Consider the following 16,706-nt stretch of genomic DNA (forward strand, 5'->3'; position numbering starts at 1 on the left):
CGCGAACCCGGCGAACAGCCTGATGGCGGGTATCTACGGCCGGTCGCCCGCCCACCCCGCGATCTTGCACTTTCTGCGCTCACATAACTGGCATACATGAATGAATCGACGACAGAATTCGCAAGATCGACGGGGGTGGCGCGTGGGCGCCGGGTGGTGACAACAACATCAGGGATGTAGTGGCCTCCTTCGCCAGCGAAGCCACTACATCCCTGATGTTGTGCGGATCTTGCCGGCGGGCAGCGGGCGGGTTGCCGGCGGGCAGGGGCGGGCGGCGGGCGGGGCGCGGGCGCGGGGTCAGCTGATGAGGGGGCGGAAGGTGCCCAGGATGACGCTCGTGGTCAGGGCGGCTGCGGCGAGTACGGCAGCTCCGGCGATGAGGAGGACGTCGGCGCGGGTGAAGTGCTGTTGGCGGGCGACGGTACGGGGTGTGCCGGCGTCGAAGCCGCGCGCGTCCATCGCCACCGCCAGTCGGGTGCCTCGGCGGATGGCCCCGACCAGCAGCGCGAACGCGGTGGAGGCGAAGAGTCGCAGCTTCGCCACCGGATTGCGTCCCGCGTCGACGCCCCGGGCGCGTCGAGCCATGCTGATCATCTGCCACTCCTGACCGAGCAGCGGCACCAGCCGGAACGCGGCCAGCGCACCGATGGCGAACCGGGCCGGTGCCTTCGCGTTCTGGATCAACGCGTCGGCCAGGTCGGTGGGGTCGGTGGTCGCGAAGACGATCACACCGGGCAGGGCCACCGCGAACACCCGCAGCACCAGGCCGAGCGCGGTGACCAGGACGCCGGTGCTCACCAGCACCGGTCCCACGTCCAGCAGGACCCGGCCGGAGCGGTCGGCGGCGAACAGCACCAGGGTGACCAGGATGCCGGCGGCACTGAGCAGCAGTGGCCACGCCCGCCGGGCCAGCACCCGGTAGCGGATGCCGAACAGCGGCAGGACGGCCAGTTCGAGGGCGATGGCGATTGCCGGGGCCACCGGGTCCAGGGTCGCCAGCAGGGTGAACGAGAAGACCAGTGCGGCGGCGACCTTCGCCACCGGGTTGCGGCGCGCCAACGGCGCGTCCGGCGCGGCGACCGGCTCGATGCTGATCATCGGTGGTCGTCCGGGGTTCGGTGCAGGGTGACGGTGCGGTCGGCGAGCGCGGTGACGAAGTCCGCGTCGTGGGTGACGGTGACCACGGCGTGCCCGGCGTCGCGCAGGTCGGCGAAGAGGTCGACCAGCTCCCGCCAGGTCCGCCGGTCCTGACCGAAGGTGGGTTCGTCGCAGATCAGCAGGCGTGGCGCGGTGGCGAGGGCGGTCGCCACGCTCAGCCGCCGCGCCTCACCACCGGAGAGGGTGTACGGGTTGGCGGCGGCGAGTCGGGCCAGCCGTAGTCGTTCCAGCAGTCCGGCCACGGTCTCCTTGACGGCAGCTTCGGGTTGACCGGTGCGGCGCGGGCCCAGCGCCAGTTCGTCGAAGACGGTGCTGGTGACGAACTGGTGCTCCGGGTCCTGAAAGACCGACCCGATGCGTCGGGCCAGCGCGGGTGCCCGCCACCGGTGCGGGGGAGTGCGGTGGTCCGCACCGGCCAACTCGGCGGTCGCGGTGACGTGACCGCTGCCCGGCCTGAGCAGACCGCCGAGCAGCAACGCCAGGGTGGACTTGCCGGCACCGTTCGGTCCGCGTACGGCGAGTGCTTCACCGGCGCGTACCGCCAGGTCGGTGGGGCCCAGCCGGGGCGGCAGGCCGAGCCGGTCGGCGGTGAGCAACAGCTCCCCGGGGCTGGCGGTGGCCGGTCGGGGCGCGATGGGGTGACCGGGCACCCAGACCCCCTCGGCGGCCAGGGCGGCGCCGTGGGCGGCGAAGACCGCCTCGGGCGGGCCGTCCGCGCGGACGCCGCCACCCGGTTCCAGGACGACCACCCGGTCGACAAGCGGCAGTGCCTCGGCGACCCGGTGCTCGACCAGGATCAGCGTGGTGTCGGCGTCCAGCGCGCCGGTCACCGCGTGCCGGACCAGCTCGGCCCCGGCCGGGTCGAGGTTGGCCGTCGGCTCGTCGAGCAGCAGCAGGGCGGGGCGCAGGGCCAGCGCGCCGGCCAGGGCGAGGCGTTGCTGCTCGCCGCCGGAGAGCGCGGCGGTGTGGCGGTCCCGGGAGTACGGGAAGCCGACCCGGTGCAGGGCCTCGTCCACCCGGGGCCAGATCTCGTCGGCTGGTACTCCCCGGTTCTCCAGCCCGAACGCGACGTCGTCGCCGCAGCGCGCCATCACCAGTTGGGTCTCCGGGTCCTGGAAGACGATGCCGACCCGTTCCCGCCCCTTGCGGGGGTCGAGCCCGTCGATCTCGACGGTGCCCTCCTGCTCGCCGGAGTCCTCGGGCAGCAGTCCCGCCAGGGCGCTGAGCAAGGTGCTCTTGCCGGCCCCGGAGGGCCCGAGAAGCAGAACCCGTTCCCCAGCCTCAACCCGCAGGTCAACTCCCCGCACGGCCCAGGCGCGCCGGCCAGCGTGGCGCCACCCGAACCCCCGCAGCAGTACCCCGCCCACCGAACCACCCCCTCCAGCCGCGCGCCCCCGCTCCACCCTGCACGGTCGATCATGAGGTTGACGGTGGTTGTGGAGATCCATCCGCCCGTCAACCTCATGATCGACGCGAGTTGGTGGGGTTTAGATCAGGGCTCGGTTTCGGCCTGCCGGGAAGCGGTCCAGGACGCCGGTGTTGGCCAGGGCGTTCGTCAGCAGCCAACCGCCCAGGCCGGCGATCACTGTGGCGCTGACGATGGTGAGCAGCGCGTACGGGATGCGGTAGTCAGTCAGCGCGTAGTCGACGTTCCAGACGAAGAAGTCGAACAGCGCGGCGCTGAGGCCGGTCAGCGCGCCCGCGAACACCGCGGTCGGCAGGCGGAACGACCGGTACCGGAAGGCGGCGAAGGCCAGCTCGGCGCCGATGCCCTGCACGATGCCCTGCGGAATGACAGTGCCGGCCCACTGGCTGCCCAGCAGCGCGGACAGGACCGCGGCCACGGTCTCGCAGTAGAGCGCGGCGCCGGGCTTGCGGATGACCAGCCCACCGATCACCGCCGGCATCAGCCAGACGCCGTAGAGCAGCGTCTGCGCCGGCGGGAAGAAGGCGAACGCGCCCTCGGTGGCGCTCCAGACCAGGCCCCAGGCCCAGAAGATGACGCCGAAGGCGACCGCGATCACCGAGGCGACCACGATGTCGATGGTGCGCCAACGGTGTGTGTCAGTGGTGGATGTCATGTGTTGCTCCCAGTTCGTGAGTGCGAACCAGGAGAAGACGCACGCCGCGTCCGGTGGCACCGGACTGCGGCGCGGCTGGAGGTCGACCGAACTCCCTGCGCTGGCATTACCCAGATCAGGTTCGAGGGTCTGCGGGCGTGCCCGCACTCTCAGCGCTGTGCGCTCCCCTGTCGGATATGAAGTTGTCTCGCTGACGCTAACACCGACCAGGGGCGCGGGCCCAGCAGGGCATCCGCCTGACCTGCGGGAGCGAGCGGCCGACCGTCGTCTGGGTACGCTTCCGATCATGCGGGTTGACGCGCGAGGCTTCACGTTCGAGGTGACCGTCGGCGGTCCGACGGACGGCGTACCCGTCCTGCTGCTGCACGGTTTCCCCCAGCACAGCGGCGAGTGGGACGACGTGGTGCCGGCGCTGCACGCGGGCGGGCTGCGCACGTACGCGCTGGACCAGCGCGGTTACTCACCCGGCGCCCGGCCCACGGTGGTGGCCGACTACCGGATTCCGGAACTCGTCACCGACGTGGTGGCGGTGCTCGACGCGCTCGGGCTGGACGCCGTGCACCTGGTCGGCCACGACTGGGGTGCGATCGTGGCCTGGGCGGTTGCCGCCCGGCATCCCGAGCGGGTCCACACGCTGACCGCCGTGTCCGTACCGCATCCGGCGGCCATGGCGCACGCCCTGAGCACCGACGCCCAACAGAAGGCCCGCTCGTCGTACATCGCCCTGTTCCGTAAGCCGGACAAGGCGGAGAAGGTCCTGCTGGCGTGGCACGCCACCGCGCTGCGCAAGATGCTCGGCGGGGTGGGCGACACGTCCCGGGTGAACCGGTACGCCGACCCGATGCGTGAGCCGGGTGCGCTGACGGCCGCGTTGAACTGGTACCGGGCGATGTCCCGCGCCGACCTGGCCGGCGTCGGCCCGGTCGCGGTGCCCACCACGTACGTCTGGAGTGACCGGGACGTCGCCATCGGCCGGACCGCCGCCGAGGCGTGCGCGGAGAACGTCACCGGCGACTACCGCTTCGTGCAGCTGCCCGGGGTGAGTCACTGGATCCCGGACGCGGCGCCGGCCCCGCTCGCCGAGGCGATCCTGGCCCGAGCCGGCGGGACGGCCTGAGCGCGGGACGGCCTGAGCAGCAGTGGACACCAACGGGCTGCTGGCCCGCAATCGAACGACGGAGGACGTATGACGGTGAGTGCCGAGGACTACCTGGCCGTGGTGACCGAGACGATCGGCCGGGTGGCCGCCAGTCAGCGGGAGGCGGTGGGGCGGGCCGCCGACCTGATCGCCGAGGCCGTCCGAGCCGACGGCGTGGTGCACGCGTTCGGCACCGGGCACTCGGAGGCCCTCGCCATGGAGATCGCCGGACGGGCGGGCGGTCTGGTGCCGACCAACCGGATCGCGCTACGCGACCTGGTGCTGCTCGGCGGCGAACCGGCCGACCGGCTGGGTCCGCTGCTGGAACGGGACCCGGCCGTCGCGCACCGCCTCTACGAGCTGGCCCCGGTGCGCCCCACCGATGTCTTCGTGCTCGCCTCGAACTCCGGCGTCAACGGCGCGATGGTGGAGTTCGCCACGCTGGTGAAGGAGCACGGCCACGGGCTGGTGGCGATCACCTCGGCGCGGCACTCCGGCCAGATGGCCTCCCGGCACCCGTCCGGTCGCAAGCTGAGCGACCTCGCCGACGTGGTGCTCGACAACGGCGCGCCGTACGGCGACGCGACGCTGCCCCTGCCGGGCGGTGGCGCGGTCGGCGCGGTCTCCTCGATCACCGCGGCGCTGCTGGCGCAGCAGGTGACAGTGGAGGTGGTGGCGCGGTTGCTGGCGGCGGGGGAGCGGCCCCCGGTCTACCTGTCGGCGAACATCCCGGACGGCGACGCGCACAACAACGAGCTGGAAGCGCGCTACGCGGGCCGGATCCGACGCGGGTCCTGACGCCGACGGCGGCCGACGTGCGTCGCCGAGATGAACGGCAGGTGTCGTGAACTTGTTTCGCGCTCGGCCGGGTGGGGCATTGGCGTTGCTGCCGGCGGGCGGGACCGCCGGCAGTAGCGTCTCACCGGAGGTAGCGCGTGTCCAAGGAGACCGAGAAGCAGCGCTGGCAGCGCAACTTCGCCGACCTGCTGCAGGAGTTGCGGGTCGCCCAGACCGGCGTGCAGATCCTCTTCGCCTTCCTGCTCACCCTGCCGTTCAGTAACGGGTTCACCGAGACCACTGAGTTCCAGCGTGACGTCTACATCGTGGCGTTGCTCGCGGCGGCCGCCGCCACCGCGATGATCATCTCGCCGGTGGCGTTCCACCGGGCGCTGTTCCGGCAGGGGCGTAAACCGGAACTGGTCCGTTTCGCGCACCGGATGGCGACCGGTGGCCTCGCCTTCATGCTGATCGCGATGGTCAGCGCGGTGCTGCTGATCACCGACTTCGTGCTGGACCGGCCGATCGCCTTCCTGCTCAGCGCCCTGACCGGGCTCTGGTTCCTCACCTTCTGGATGCTGCTGCCGTTCGCCCGGCGCAGCTGGGGTGAGGACGACATCGACGACGACGACGATGACCCGAACGCGACTGTCGGCGACTGACCGCGTCGAACTACACGCAGCGCTACCCCTGGGTAACAACCGGGGGTAGCGTGGTGGTAGTCGCGCACGTCGACGCAGCCGCACCGAGCTTCAAGGGGGCAGCCGTGACCACGACGCAGAACGGCCGACCGGCACCGGACGGCCCCGACTCCGAAACCACGGCCGGTGCCGCCGCGCCGCTGCCCGCCGAAGCCGGGCAGGTCACCGAGAAGGAAGCCCGGCAGGTCGCCGAGGCCGCCCGCGAATCCACCTGGGACCGGCCCAGCTTCGGCAAGGAGCTGTTCCTCGGCCGGTTCCGGCTCGACCTGATCGATCCGTGGCCCCGATCCGACCCGGACGACGTGGCTCGCGCGGAGGAGTTCCTTGGCCGGTTCCGCGCCTTCCTGACCTCCGAGGTGGATGGTGAGGCCATCGAGCGGGACGCGTCCATACCCGACTCGGTGTTCCACGGCCTGGCCGACCTCGGCGCGTTCGGCATGAAGATCGACCGGAAGTACGGCGGGCTCGGGCTGAGCAACCTGCACTACTGCCGAGCGCTCATGCTGGCCGGCTCGGTCAGCCCGGCCATCGGCGCGCTGCTCTCGGCGCACCAGTCGATCGGGGTGCCGCAGCCGCTGAAGATGTTCGGCACCCCCGAGCAGAAGCAACGCTTCCTGCCCCGGCTCGCCGCCGGTGAGGTGTCCGCGTTCCTGCTCACCGAGCCGGACGTCGGCTCCGACCCGGCCCGGCTGGCCACCATCGCGGAGCCGACCGAGGACGGCACCGGTTACCGGCTCAACGGGGTGAAGCTCTGGGCCACCAACGGCATCGTGGCCACCCTGCTGGTGGTGATGGCCCGGGTGCCGGCCACGCAGGGACGTCGGGGCGGCATCACCGCGTTCGTGGTGGACGGCGACAGCCCCGGCATCACCGTCGAGCGGCGCAACGAGTTCATCGGCCTGCGCGGCCTGGAGAACAGCCTGACCCGGTTCCACGACGTGATCGTCCCCGCCGAGAACGTCATCGGCGGAGAGGGCAAGGGGCTGAAGATCGCCCTGACCACTCTGAACACCGGCCGGCTCTCACTGCCGGCCATGTGCGTGGGCGCCGGCAAGTGGGCGTTGAACGTGGCCCGAGGGTGGGCCGCCGACCGGGTCCAGTGGGGACGGCCGGTGGGCGAGCACGAGGCGGTCGCGCAGAAACTCTCCTTCATCGCCGCCACCACGTACGGCATGGAGACGATGCTCGACCTCTGCTGCCTCCTCGCCGACGACGACCGCAACGACATTCGGATCGAGGCGGCACTGGTCAAGCTGTACGCCAGCGAGATGGCCTGGAAGATCGCCGACGAGCTGATCCAGATCCGAGGTGGGCGCGGCTACGAGACGGCCGACTCACTGGCCGCCCGTGGCGAACGCCCGGCCGCCGTCGAGCAGATGCTGCGCGACCTGCGAATCAACCGGATCTTCGAGGGTTCCACCGAGATCATGCACCTGCTGATCGCGCGGGAGGCGGTCGACGCCCACCTGTCGGTGGCCGGCGACATCATCGACCCGGACGCGGGGCTGGGTCGCAAGGCCCGAGCCGGCGCGCGAGCGGGCGCCTTCTACGCGAAGTGGCTGCCCACGCTCGCCGTCGGTCGAGGGCAGAGCCCTTCGGCGTACGCCGAGTTCGGCCCGCTCGCCGCGCACCTGCGCCAGGTGGAGCGTTCGTCGCGCAAGCTGGCCCGGTCGACGTTCTACGCGATGTCCCGCTGGCAGGGAAAGATGGAGCGTAAGCAGGCGTTCCTCGGCCGGGTGGTGGACATCGGCGCCGAGTTGTTCGCGATGTCCGCGGTCTGCGTCCGGGCCTCCGCCGAACGGGACAGCCGCCCGGAGAACGTCGAGCTGGCCGACCTGTTCTGCCGGCAGGCGCGGGTGCGGGTGGACGCCCTGTTCGCCGGCCTCTGGGACAACACCGACTCGGTCGACACCGCTGCCGCGAAGCGCATCCTCGCCGGCCGCTACGCGAGCCTGGAGGAGGGCGTGCTCACCCCGTCCGAGGAGCTGCCCTGGGTGGCCGGCTGGTCGCCCGGTCCGTCCACCTCCGAGGATGTCCGCCGCCGCATCCCGCCAAAGCCCTGAGCCTTGTCGCGCGGCCTCGCCGCCGCTTGGGTTGGCCGCCGTGCGGGTCGGCGGCTCCGGTCAGCGGGCGACCGCCCAGGCCAGCACCCCCGCCAGGATCAGACCGTTGAGCCCGGCCAGGGCCAGGTACGCCGCAGGTGGAATCTTCTTGCCCCGGCGCAGGAAGGAGACCAGGACAGCGGCGTAGCCGAGCAGCAGGACGGCGATGACGACGAGGAAGTAGAACACCCGACGACTTTAGCGGCCCCGGCTGCGTAGACCGAGTTGGCGCAGCTCCAGAGCGGCCAGAGCGTCGACTGTCGCGTCGTCGCCGCGCCGCCACGCCTCAGCGACGTCCGGGCCGATCCGGGTCAGTTGGCCCAGCGGCTGGGTGGCCAGGGCGCGCAGGGCGAGCAGGTCCCGGCCGGCCGGCCCGACGGCCAGCTTCGCGGCCGACCCGGCTCGGCGCATCCAGCGCAGCCGCAGCGGCAACCAACCGAAGAGCACGATGCCGAGCGGGAAGATCAGCACCGCGACGGCGAGGGCGAGGGCGAGCTGATCGACCAGGTGCTGCTGGTCGCGGCCAGCGTCGGCCAGCCCACGGGCCGCGTCGGCGGCCTGCCGGAACGGAGCGGTCAGCTCGTCGCCGACCAGTGGCACCCGGCCGACCTTCCCGCCGGCTTCGGCGAGGTTGTCGGCGAGGCCGCTGCCCGCGCCCTCCAGCTTCTGTCCGGGTACGGCGAGCTTCTGCACCAGGTCGTGCAGCCACAGCGCGCCGCGGATCGCCACGTACACCCAGGCGACGACGAGCAGGTCGGTGAGCAACTGACGGGCGGCTGTCGGAAACCGATCGGCATAGATCTTCACGCCGGACAGCGTGTCACGAACGGCCTTGGCGGGGCACCCGTGAAGTGAGCCCGGATCGCGATCGACCGGGCCGGTGGTCAGCGCGGGCAGGTCGGGCAGGTGCCGAAGATTTCCAGGGTGTGGCTGACGTCGGCGTAGCCGTGCTGCGCGGCGACCCGGTCGGCCCAGCTCTCCACGGCCGGCCCGGCCACCTCGACCGTACGCCCGCACACCCGGCAGACCAGGTGGTGGTGGTGCCCCTCGCTGCACCGGCGGTACAGGTGCTCGCCGCCCGGCGGACGCATCACGTCGATCTCACCGGCGTCGGCGAGCCCCTGGAGGGTGCGGTAGACGGTGGTCAGGCCGACCCGCTCGCCGCGCTGCCGCAGCATCGCGTGCAGGTCCTGGGCGCTGTGGAAGCCCTCCATTTCGCCCAGCAGCGCGCTCACCGCCGAACGCTGCCGGGTGTTGCGCACCGCGGCGCTGCTCTCGCTCATGATCCCTCCCCGGCGTGGCTGACCGCGTCCGCCACGATGTGCGCGACGTGCTCGTCGACCAGGCTGTAGGCGATCTCCCGGCCTCGGCGGGAGCCGCGCACCACGCCCGCTCCGCGCAACACCCGCAGGTGCTGGGAGACCAGTGGTTGCGCCGCGCCGAGCTTCTCCACCAACTCGTGCACGCACCGCTCGCCGTCGGCCAGCTCGCTGACGATGGCCAGCCGAATGGGAGCGGACAGGGCGCGGAGCAGTTCGCTGGCCCCGTCGAACCCGTCGTAGCCCGTCGCGCTGGTCATCCTGCAACGGTAACCAATACCACCGACGTCGCGCTGACCAGGCTCAGCTCAGCACGACCTCGTGAGGTTCCGGTGTCGGTACGGCGGTCGGCGTCGTCCGGCGGCGCACGACCCGCCAGACAGCGCCGGCCACGGCCACCACCAGGAACGAGGCGATCGCCACCAGCACCACCGAGGCGCCCGGCGCGGTGTCCGCCGTGGCCGCCACCCAGACACCCGAGCCGGCGGCGAAGAGCCCGAGCGCCATCGCGGCGGCCATCGTGCTGCGGAAACCCCGGGTGACCTGCTGGGCGGTGGCAACCGGCACCACCATCAACGCGCTGATCAGCAGCACGCCGACGGCCCGCATGGCGATGGTCACGGTGACCGCTGTGGCGACCGCGATCAGCAGGTTCAGCGTGCGGACCGGCAGGCCGGAGACCCGGGCGTACTCCTCGTCGTGACTGACCGCGAAGAGCGCCGGCCGCAACGCGATCATCGTGACCAGGATCGCCGCGCCGAGCACCGCGATGGTGGTCAGGTCGGCAGGCGAGATGGTGGTCAGCGACCCGAACAGGTAGGCGTTGAGGTTCGCGCTGGTCGCGTCGGAGAGGCCGACCAGGAGTACGCCGCCCGCGATGCCGCCGTAGAAGAGCAGAGCCAGAGCCAGATCACCGGAGGTACGCCCACGGGCCCGGACGATCTCGATGGCGATCGCGCCGATGGTGGCGGCGATCACCGCGACCAGCACCGGGGAGCGGTTGAGCAGCAACCCCGCGCCGACGCCGGTCAGCGCCACGTGCCCCACACCATCGCCGATCAACGCCAGCCGGCGCTGCACCAGGTAGATGCCGAGCGCCGGCGCGGCCAGGCCGATCACCAGCGCGCCGATCAGGGCGCGCTGCATGTAGGGGTACTGGAAGAGTTCCATGGGTCAGTTGCTCCACAGCCCGGCGGGCTCGTCGTAGCAGTGCGGGTGCACGTGGTCGTGGTCGGGCTCCGCGTGATGGCCGGCCGGGTCGGGCACCGCGCCGTCGTGGGCGATGCGACCCTCGTGGACGACGACGGCCCGGCTGATCACCGGTCGCAGCGGGCCCAGCTCGTGGGCGACGAGCAGCACCGTTCCGCCGTGGGCGACGAAGTCGCGCAGCGCGCCGGCGAAGGCCTCCTGGCTGGCCGCGTCCACCCCGGCGGTGGGCTCGTCGAGCACCAGCAGCTCCGGCTGGCCGGCCAGGGCGCGGGCGATCAGGGTGCGTTGCTGCTGGCCGCCGGAGAGCGTGGACACCGGGTCACCGGCCCGGTCGGCGAGCCCGACCGCGTGCAGCGCGGCGTCGACGGCGGCCCGGTCGGCTCGACCCGGCGGACGAAGCACCCCTCGACGGGCCAGCCGGCCGGAGGCCACCACCTCCCGGACGGTCGCCGGTACGCCGCCGCCGGCGCCCAGGCGTTGCGGGACGTACCCGATGCGTGCCCACTGCCGGAACCGGCGCAACGGCCGGTCGAAGAGGGTGACCGAGCCGGCGCTGATCGGCACCAGCCCGAGCACGGCGCGGATCAGGGTGGACTTGCCCGAGCCGTTGGCGCCGAGGATGGCGACCACCTCGCCGGCGGTCACGGTGAGCGAGATGTCCCGGAGCACGGGGCGGCCGTCGTAGCCGACCACCCCGTGCTCGACGGTGATGACAGGTGAGGTCACGAGCAGCTCAAGGCCGTCTGCAGGGTCCGCAGGTTGGTGCGCATCACCGAAAGGTAGTCCCCGTTGCTGCCGGCGGCGAGCCCTTCGATCGGGTCGAGCACGGCGGTCTTCGCGCCGACCTGACCGGCGATGGTCTCGGCCACCTTCGGGCTGACCAGGGTCTCGAAGAAGATCGTGGTGGCCTGGTGCTCCTTGGCCTCCTCGATCACGTGCGCGAGGCGCTGCGGCGAGGGCTCGACGTCCGGGCTCAGCCCGGTGATACCGACCTGGTCGAGCTGGTAGCGGTCGGCGAGGTACCCGAACGCGGCGTGGCTGGTCACGATCTCCCGCCGCTGGCAGGTCGCCAGGCCGTGCTTGAACTCACCGTCCAGGGTCGTCAGGTCGGCGCGCAGGGCTGCCGCCCGAGCGGTGTAGTCGGCGGCGTGGTCCGGGTCGGCCTTGCCGAGCCGCTGGGCGAGCTGGTCGCCGATGCCGGCCAGCCGGGTCGGGTCGAGCCAGACGTGCGGGTCCTTGCCGCCGCTCTCCTCGGCGTGCCCCTCTTCGCCCTCGTGGTCGTGCCCGCCGGCGGACGCGTCCAACAGCGGCTGCACGCTCGTCACGTCGAACGCCCGGTCGCCGCCGTTCTGGGCCACGGCGTCGTCCACGGCCGGCTGGAACCCCTTGAGGTAGACGATCAGCTCCGCGTCGCTGACCTCTCCGACCTGGCTCGGGTTGAGCTCCAGGTCGTGCGGCTCGGCGCCGGGCTTGGCCAGGTTGGTGACCCGGACCGCGTCGCCGCCGATCCGTTCGGCCAGGAACTGGAGGGGGTAGAACGCGGCCACCACGTCGACTCGCTGGGGGTCGGCGCCGGCGGCACCGCCGGTGGAGCAGCCGGCTCCGGCGCCCAGGGCGAGGAGGGCGGTCGTGGCGGCCAGGACACGGTACGTGGCGCGGTTGGTCATGTCGTCAACTGTCCGTGGCAACGATAATGATTGTCAAAAACGCATGATTGCATGTCAGAGGAGCTTCGCGAGACCCACAGTCACCAGCAGGGTGAGCATCACCAGCCGGATCAGCCGGGTCTGCGGCGCCTGAACCGCCCAGGTCGTCGCCAACAGGGCGATCAGGACCCCGGCGAGCGCGAGCGTGAGCAGCCCGCCGATCACCCCGGGCGTGAAGAACGCCACCAGCACCACCACCAGGGTGAGCAGGAACACCGACGTCGGGTTCGCCCCGGCCAACCGGGCGAGCAGAGGGCGCTGCGTACGCTGCATCCCACAGACTCTACGAGGAGGAACCCCCGGTGCTGGTGACCAACCGGTTCGTGGTCGACGTCGATGCCGCCGACGGCTTCACCGAACGGGCGCACGCCGCCCTCACCGCGCTGGCCGCCCGGCCCGGCTACCTGCGCGGCCAACTGGTCCGGGCGCTGGACGACCCCCGGCACTGGTCACTGGTCACCGAATGGGAGTCGGTCGGCACGTACCGGCGGGCGCTGGGCGCCTTCGACGTCAAGGTCAGCGCCGTGCCGCTGCTCGCCGAGTCCGTCGACGAGCCCTCCGCGTACGAGGCGCTGGCCACCGCCGCCCCCGGCGGGGCCGTGGTCGTCGCCGAGAGTGATCGGGCTGCGGGTCCTTACCGCTGAGCCGCCGGACACTACGCTGCTCCTATGACCGCACCCGCCCCGCCACCCGGTCCCGGGGTGGCTCCGCCGTTCGCCGCGCCGCCCACCGAGGGCCGTCGGACTCGGCTCTGGATCGGCCTCGGCGTCGGCGCGCTCGCCGTGGTGCTCTGCTGCGGCGGCGGTGGCACCGCCGTCGTCGGCCTGGCCGTCAGCGGAGTCCAGGCCATTCGGGAACAGGCCCGCACCGTGACCGGCGACTACTACCAGGCGCTGGTCGAGCGGAACTACGGGCGGGCGTACGACCAGCTCTGCGACGACGCGCAGCGGCGTGAGTCCCGGCCGGAGTTCGAACGGCGCGCCGCCGCCGAACCGCAGGTGACAGCGTTCCGGGTGGGCGAGGTGGACACCACCTACCTGACCGTGCCGGTCGACGTGACCCTCGACGGCGGCGACCGGGAGCGGCAACAGGTCAGCCTCGGGCAGGACGGGCAGACCGGCGGCGTGGAGGTCTGCGAGGTCAGCTGACCCGTCCCCGGTATTCTGCTGGGCTCGGGGCGACGGTGGTCGTACCGTTGTCCCGAACCGACCGTTCCATCCACATCTCGCCCCCGCCGACCGCCAGCCGGCGTAGGAGGAAACATGCCAGCCGACCGTATCGACGCCGTCGTCAGCCTCGCCAAGCGCCGAGGCTTCGTCTTCCCCTCCAGTGAGATCTACGGAGGCACCCGATCGGCGTGGGACTACGGTCCGCTCGGCGTGGAGCTCAAGGAGAACGTCCGCCGGCAGTGGTGGAAGACGATGGTCCAGCAGCGCGACGACGTCGTCGGCCTGGACTCCGCGGTGATCCTGTCCCGCAAGGTGTGGGAGGCGTCCGGCCACATCGCCGAGTTCGTCGACCCGCTCACCGAGTGCCAGTTCTGTCACAAGCGGTTCCGGGCTGACCACCTCGAAGAGGCGTACGCCGAGAAGCACGGCAAGCCGCTCACCTCGCTGGCCGAGCTGAACTGCCCCAACTGCGGCAACAAGGGCACCTTCACCGAGCCGAAGATGTTCAACGGCCTGATGAAGACCTACCTGGGCCCGGTGGAGAGCGACGAGGGGCTGCACTACCTGCGCCCGGAAACCGCGCAGGGCATCTTCGTCAACTACAAGAACGTCGAGACGGTCGCCCGCAAGAAGCCCCCGTTCGGCATCGCTCAGACCGGCAAGTCGTTCCGCAACGAGATCACCCCGGGCAACTTCATCTTCCGGACCCGCGAGTTCGAGCAGATGGAGATGGAGTTCTTCGTCGAGCCGGGCACCGACGAGCAGTGGCACGAGTACTGGCTCCAGGAGCGCTGGAACTGGTACCTCGACCTCGGCCTCTCGGCGGACAATCTGCGGCTGTTCGAGCACCCCAAGGAGAAGCTGTCGCACTACTCGAAGCGGACCGTGGACATCGAGTACCGCTTCCAGTTCGGTGGCACCGAGTTCGCCGAGCTTGAGGGTGTCGCCAACCGCACCGACTTCGACCTCTCCACGCACAGCAAGCACTCCGGCGTCGACCTGTCGTACTTCGACCAGAGCAAGAGTGAGCGCTGGATGCCGTACGTCATCGAGCCGGCCGCGGGTCTGACCCGCGCGGTGCTCGCCTTCCTGCTGGAGGCGTACGACGAGGACGAGGCGCCGAACACCAAGGGCGGCGTGGACAAGCGCACAGTGATGCGGTTCGACCCGAGGCTCGCCCCGGTCAAGGTGGCGGTGCTGCCGCTGTCCCGCAACGAGGCGCTGTCGCCCAAGGCCAAGGATCTCGCGACCCTGCTGCGCAAGCGCTGGGTGGTGGAGTTCGACGACTCGCAGGCGATCGGGCGTCGCTACCGGCGGCAGGACGAGATCGGCACCCCGTTCTGCGTCACCGTCGACTTCGACACCCTGGACGACAACGCGGTGACGGTGCGCAACCGGGACACCATGGCACAGGAGCGCGTCTCCCTGGACCAGGTCGAGCGCTACCTGATCGAGCGTCTCCCGGGCTGCTGAGACTCTGCGCACGGGGCCTCGGCCGACGCGATGAGCGCCGGTCGGGGCCCCGTACACTTGTCCGGTGACTGCCTCGACCGTGCCCGCGCTGCGCCCGCTGACTCTCGGCCAGCACCAGGTGTGGCCGCCGGTCGTGCTCGCACCGATGGCTGGGATCACCAACATCGGGTTCCGTCGGCTCTGTCGCGAGCAGGGCGGCGGCATCTACGTCTGCGAGATGATCACCACTCGGGCGCTTGTCGAGCGCAACCCGAAGACGCTGCGCATGATCGCGTTCGGCGACGACGAAAAGCCCCGCAGTCTCCAGCTCTACGGCACCGATCCGGAGATCACCGCCGCCGCCGTGCGGATCGTCGTCGAGCGCAACCTGGCCGACCACATCGACCTCAACTTCGGCTGCCCGGTCCCCAAGGTCACCCGGCGTGGCGGCGGCGCGGCGCTGCCGTGGCGGCGCCGGCTCTTCGCGCGACTCGTGCGGGCCGCGGTGGCCGCCGCGTCACCGTCCGGCGTGCCGGTCACTGTCAAGATGCGCAAGGGCATCGACGACGACCACCTGACGTACGTCGAAGCCGGGCTCGCCGCCCAGGAGGCCGGCGTGGCAGCGGTGGCCCTGCACGGGCGCACGGCCTCGCAGCGCTACTCGGGCACCGCCGACTGGGACGCGATCGCCACCCTGAAGCAGGCCCTCGATGTGCCGGTGCTCGGCAACGGCGACATCTGGGAGGCCGACGACGCGCTGCGCATGGTGGCCCACACCGCCGTCGACGGCGTGGTCATCGGGCGCGGCTGCCTGGGCCGGCCGTGGCTCTTCGCCGACCTGGAGGCCGCCTTCAACGGTCGGCCGGAGCGGCGGCTACCCACCCTCGGCGAGGTGGCCGTGACCATGCGCCGGCACGCCGAACTGCTGGTCGACCAGTTCACTGCCGGCGCCCGCAACCCGGCCCGAGGTGAACGGGACGGCTGCACCGACTTCCGCAAGCACGTCGCCTGGTACCTCAAGGGCTTCCCCGTCGGCGGTGAGCTGCGGCGCTCGCTGGCGATGATCGAAAGCCTGACCCAGCTCGACGACCTGCTCGGCAAGCTCGACCCGGCGGAGCCGTTCCCGATGACCGCCCTCGGGCAGCCGCGCGGGCGTACCAACTCGCCCGGCAAGGTCTTCCTGCCGGAGGGTTGGCTGGCCAGCCGGGACGACGACACGGTCCCCGAGGGTGCCGAGATGGACGACTCCGGCGGCTGAGTCCTCGATCCTCGTGGGGTCGTCGCCGTCGGATCTTCTTCGCAGGCTCCCGGCCCGGTTCCGGCCGGGAGCAGGGGGCGGACGTAGGGGTGCGGCACGCTATCGAGCTGATGTCGTAAACGAGTCATGACCTGGGCTCGGCCGTCCGCCGTTCGGCGGTGCCACTGACTGGCGCTGCTCTGTGGCTGCCGCGACCGCTTGTTGCTCTGTGGCTGCCGCGACCGCTTGTTGTTCTGCGGTTGCCGCGACCGCTTGTTGCTCTGCGGCTACCACCACCGTTGCCGTCACCGTGTTGCCCTGCGATTGCCGTGGCGAGTTGCCCTGCGGTGCCGTCACCGTGTTGCCCTGTAAGTCCCGTTGCGACGTTGCTTCGCGGCTGCCCTGGCGACGCTGATTCGTCTACGACATCAGCTCCAAAGGACCCGTGACGCAACCAACGGCCCCGCGCCGGGTACTCGTTCGCCGAGATCCGCGCAATATCAGGGATCTTGCGGTCTCCGGCGAGTCGGAGGCAGCAACATCGGAGATCTTGTTCGGATCTTGGGCGCGGGGCGCGGGGCGCGGGGCGCGGGGCGCGGGGCGCGGGGCGCGGACCTGGACATGCGGAAGGGCCGGACCCCGTGGTGGGGTCCGGCC

The 16,706-nt window shown here is 71.4% G+C and carries 19 protein-coding genes and 1 riboswitch; of the genes, 8 read left to right on the forward strand and 11 right to left on the reverse strand.

Features of this window, described 5'->3' with window-relative positions:
• Positions 1–297: 297 nt before the first annotated feature.
• The 3 genes from ABZ749_RS10710 to ABZ749_RS10720 all read right to left on the reverse strand — a co-directional run bounded on the left by ABZ749_RS10710 (position 298) and on the right by ABZ749_RS10720 (position 3,239).
• Positions 298–1,098, reverse strand: a complete 801-nt coding sequence (locus tag ABZ749_RS10710; RefSeq protein WP_357225786.1) for an energy-coupling factor transporter transmembrane component T — start codon at positions 1,096–1,098, stop codon at positions 298–300.
• Positions 1,095–2,525 carry an ABC transporter ATP-binding protein gene (locus tag ABZ749_RS10715; RefSeq protein ID WP_357225789.1) on the reverse strand — a complete coding sequence of 477 codons (1,431 nt, stop codon included), beginning with the start codon at positions 2,523–2,525 and terminating at the stop codon, positions 1,095–1,097. Before ABZ749_RS10715 ends, ABZ749_RS10710 begins: the two co-directional genes overlap by 4 nt.
• A gap of 120 nt (positions 2,526–2,645) precedes the next feature.
• Complete coding sequence (locus ABZ749_RS10720) at positions 2,646–3,239, reverse strand: ECF transporter S component (protein ID WP_210786970.1); 594 nt, start codon at positions 3,237–3,239, stop codon at positions 2,646–2,648.
• A gap of 74 nt (positions 3,240–3,313) precedes the next feature.
• Positions 3,314–3,418: riboswitch (TPP riboswitch) on the reverse strand.
• Between the two features lie 107 nt (positions 3,419–3,525).
• Between ABZ749_RS10720 and ABZ749_RS10725 the strand changes: the two genes are divergently transcribed.
• From ABZ749_RS10725 to ABZ749_RS10740, 4 genes are all read left to right on the forward strand, one after another.
• Positions 3,526–4,356 (forward strand): alpha/beta fold hydrolase, encoded by an 831-nt coding sequence (locus tag ABZ749_RS10725; protein WP_357225792.1) that lies wholly within the window; start codon positions 3,526–3,528, stop codon positions 4,354–4,356.
• A 69-nt stretch (positions 4,357–4,425) separates the two neighbouring features.
• A complete protein-coding gene (locus ABZ749_RS10730; RefSeq protein ID WP_355009253.1) occupies positions 4,426–5,175 on the forward strand; it encodes an SIS domain-containing protein in 750 nt (249 codons plus the stop codon).
• 137 nt (positions 5,176–5,312) lie between these two features.
• Positions 5,313–5,816, forward strand: a complete 504-nt coding sequence (locus ABZ749_RS10735) for a DUF6328 family protein (protein ID WP_357225796.1) — start codon at positions 5,313–5,315, stop codon at positions 5,814–5,816.
• 104 nt (positions 5,817–5,920) lie between these two features.
• Positions 5,921–7,918, forward strand: a complete 1,998-nt coding sequence (locus tag ABZ749_RS10740; RefSeq protein ID WP_357225800.1) for an acyl-CoA dehydrogenase family protein — start codon at positions 5,921–5,923, stop codon at positions 7,916–7,918.
• 60 nt (positions 7,919–7,978) lie between these two features.
• Here the strand turns inward: ABZ749_RS10740 and ABZ749_RS10745 are convergent, their stop codons facing one another.
• From ABZ749_RS10745 to ABZ749_RS10780, 8 genes are all read right to left on the reverse strand, one after another.
• Positions 7,979–8,146, reverse strand: a complete 168-nt coding sequence (locus ABZ749_RS10745; protein ID WP_355009250.1) for a hypothetical protein — start codon at positions 8,144–8,146, stop codon at positions 7,979–7,981.
• Between the two features lie 9 nt (positions 8,147–8,155).
• On the reverse strand, positions 8,156–8,764 hold the full coding sequence (locus ABZ749_RS10750; protein WP_355009249.1) for a hypothetical protein: 609 nt from the start codon (positions 8,762–8,764) through the stop codon (positions 8,156–8,158).
• Between the two features lie 77 nt (positions 8,765–8,841).
• Positions 8,842–9,240, reverse strand: a complete 399-nt coding sequence (locus tag ABZ749_RS10755) for a Fur family transcriptional regulator (RefSeq protein WP_091409697.1) — start codon at positions 9,238–9,240, stop codon at positions 8,842–8,844.
• Positions 9,237–9,536, reverse strand: coding sequence for a metalloregulator ArsR/SmtB family transcription factor (locus ABZ749_RS10760; protein ID WP_088988100.1), 300 nt, complete (start codon positions 9,534–9,536; stop codon positions 9,237–9,239). Before ABZ749_RS10760 ends, ABZ749_RS10755 begins: the two co-directional genes overlap by 4 nt.
• Before the next feature lie 43 nt (positions 9,537–9,579).
• Positions 9,580–10,446, reverse strand: a complete 867-nt coding sequence (locus tag ABZ749_RS10765; RefSeq protein WP_357206258.1) for a metal ABC transporter permease — start codon at positions 10,444–10,446, stop codon at positions 9,580–9,582.
• 3 nt (positions 10,447–10,449) lie between these two features.
• Complete coding sequence (locus tag ABZ749_RS10770; RefSeq protein WP_357225806.1) at positions 10,450–11,211, reverse strand: metal ABC transporter ATP-binding protein; 762 nt, start codon at positions 11,209–11,211, stop codon at positions 10,450–10,452.
• Positions 11,208–12,152, reverse strand: coding sequence for a metal ABC transporter substrate-binding protein (locus ABZ749_RS10775; RefSeq protein WP_357225810.1), 945 nt, complete (start codon positions 12,150–12,152; stop codon positions 11,208–11,210). Before ABZ749_RS10775 ends, ABZ749_RS10770 begins: the two co-directional genes overlap by 4 nt.
• 54 nt (positions 12,153–12,206) lie before the next feature.
• The gene (locus ABZ749_RS10780) at positions 12,207–12,464 is read right to left on the reverse strand and encodes a hypothetical protein (RefSeq protein ID WP_030338196.1); all 258 of its coding nucleotides are present in this window, start codon (positions 12,462–12,464) and stop codon (positions 12,207–12,209) included.
• Between the two features lie 29 nt (positions 12,465–12,493).
• Here ABZ749_RS10780 and ABZ749_RS10785 point away from each other — a divergent pair, with 29 nt between their 5' ends.
• From ABZ749_RS10785 to dusB, 4 genes are all read left to right on the forward strand, one after another.
• Positions 12,494–12,835, forward strand: coding sequence for an antibiotic biosynthesis monooxygenase (locus tag ABZ749_RS10785; protein WP_357225814.1), 342 nt, complete (start codon positions 12,494–12,496; stop codon positions 12,833–12,835).
• A 24-nt stretch (positions 12,836–12,859) separates the two neighbouring features.
• On the forward strand, positions 12,860–13,339 hold the full coding sequence (locus ABZ749_RS10790) for a hypothetical protein (protein ID WP_112589144.1): 480 nt from the start codon (positions 12,860–12,862) through the stop codon (positions 13,337–13,339).
• Positions 13,340–13,453: 114 nt separating this feature from the next.
• Positions 13,454–14,833, forward strand: a complete 1,380-nt coding sequence (locus ABZ749_RS10795; RefSeq protein WP_091409675.1) for a glycine--tRNA ligase — start codon at positions 13,454–13,456, stop codon at positions 14,831–14,833.
• A 64-nt stretch (positions 14,834–14,897) separates the two neighbouring features.
• A complete protein-coding gene (dusB, locus tag ABZ749_RS10800) occupies positions 14,898–16,070 on the forward strand; it encodes a tRNA dihydrouridine synthase DusB (RefSeq protein ID WP_357225820.1) in 1,173 nt (390 codons plus the stop codon).
• The last annotated feature ends 636 nt before the right edge of the window (positions 16,071–16,706 follow it).

Origin of the sequence: Micromonospora sp. NPDC047753 (genome assembly GCF_040642735.1) — a bacterium.
GTDB lineage: Bacteria > Actinomycetota > Actinomycetes > Mycobacteriales > Micromonosporaceae > Micromonospora.

Excerpts from the sequence above, each read along its gene's own strand:
- ABZ749_RS10710 (WP_357225786.1), bottom strand. The coding sequence starts at position 1,098 with ATGATCAGCATCGAGCCGGTCGCCGCGCCGGACGCGCCGTTGGCGCGC.
- ABZ749_RS10720 (WP_210786970.1), bottom strand. The coding sequence starts at position 3,239 with ATGACATCCACCACTGACACACACCGTTGGCGCACCATCGACATCGTG.
- ABZ749_RS10725 (WP_357225792.1), top strand. The coding sequence starts at position 3,526 with ATGCGGGTTGACGCGCGAGGCTTCACGTTCGAGGTGACCGTCGGCGGT.
- ABZ749_RS10730 (WP_355009253.1), top strand. The coding sequence starts at position 4,426 with ATGACGGTGAGTGCCGAGGACTACCTGGCCGTGGTGACCGAGACGATC.
- ABZ749_RS10755 (WP_091409697.1), bottom strand. The coding sequence starts at position 9,240 with ATGAGCGAGAGCAGCGCCGCGGTGCGCAACACCCGGCAGCGTTCGGCG.
- ABZ749_RS10760 (WP_088988100.1), bottom strand. The coding sequence starts at position 9,536 with ATGACCAGCGCGACGGGCTACGACGGGTTCGACGGGGCCAGCGAACTG.
- ABZ749_RS10765 (WP_357206258.1), bottom strand. The coding sequence starts at position 10,446 with ATGGAACTCTTCCAGTACCCCTACATGCAGCGCGCCCTGATCGGCGCG.
- ABZ749_RS10775 (WP_357225810.1), bottom strand. The coding sequence starts at position 12,152 with ATGACCAACCGCGCCACGTACCGTGTCCTGGCCGCCACGACCGCCCTC.
- ABZ749_RS10780 (WP_030338196.1), bottom strand. The coding sequence starts at position 12,464 with ATGCAGCGTACGCAGCGCCCTCTGCTCGCCCGGTTGGCCGGGGCGAAC.
- ABZ749_RS10790 (WP_112589144.1), top strand. The coding sequence starts at position 12,860 with ATGACCGCACCCGCCCCGCCACCCGGTCCCGGGGTGGCTCCGCCGTTC.
- ABZ749_RS10795 (WP_091409675.1), top strand. The coding sequence starts at position 13,454 with ATGCCAGCCGACCGTATCGACGCCGTCGTCAGCCTCGCCAAGCGCCGA.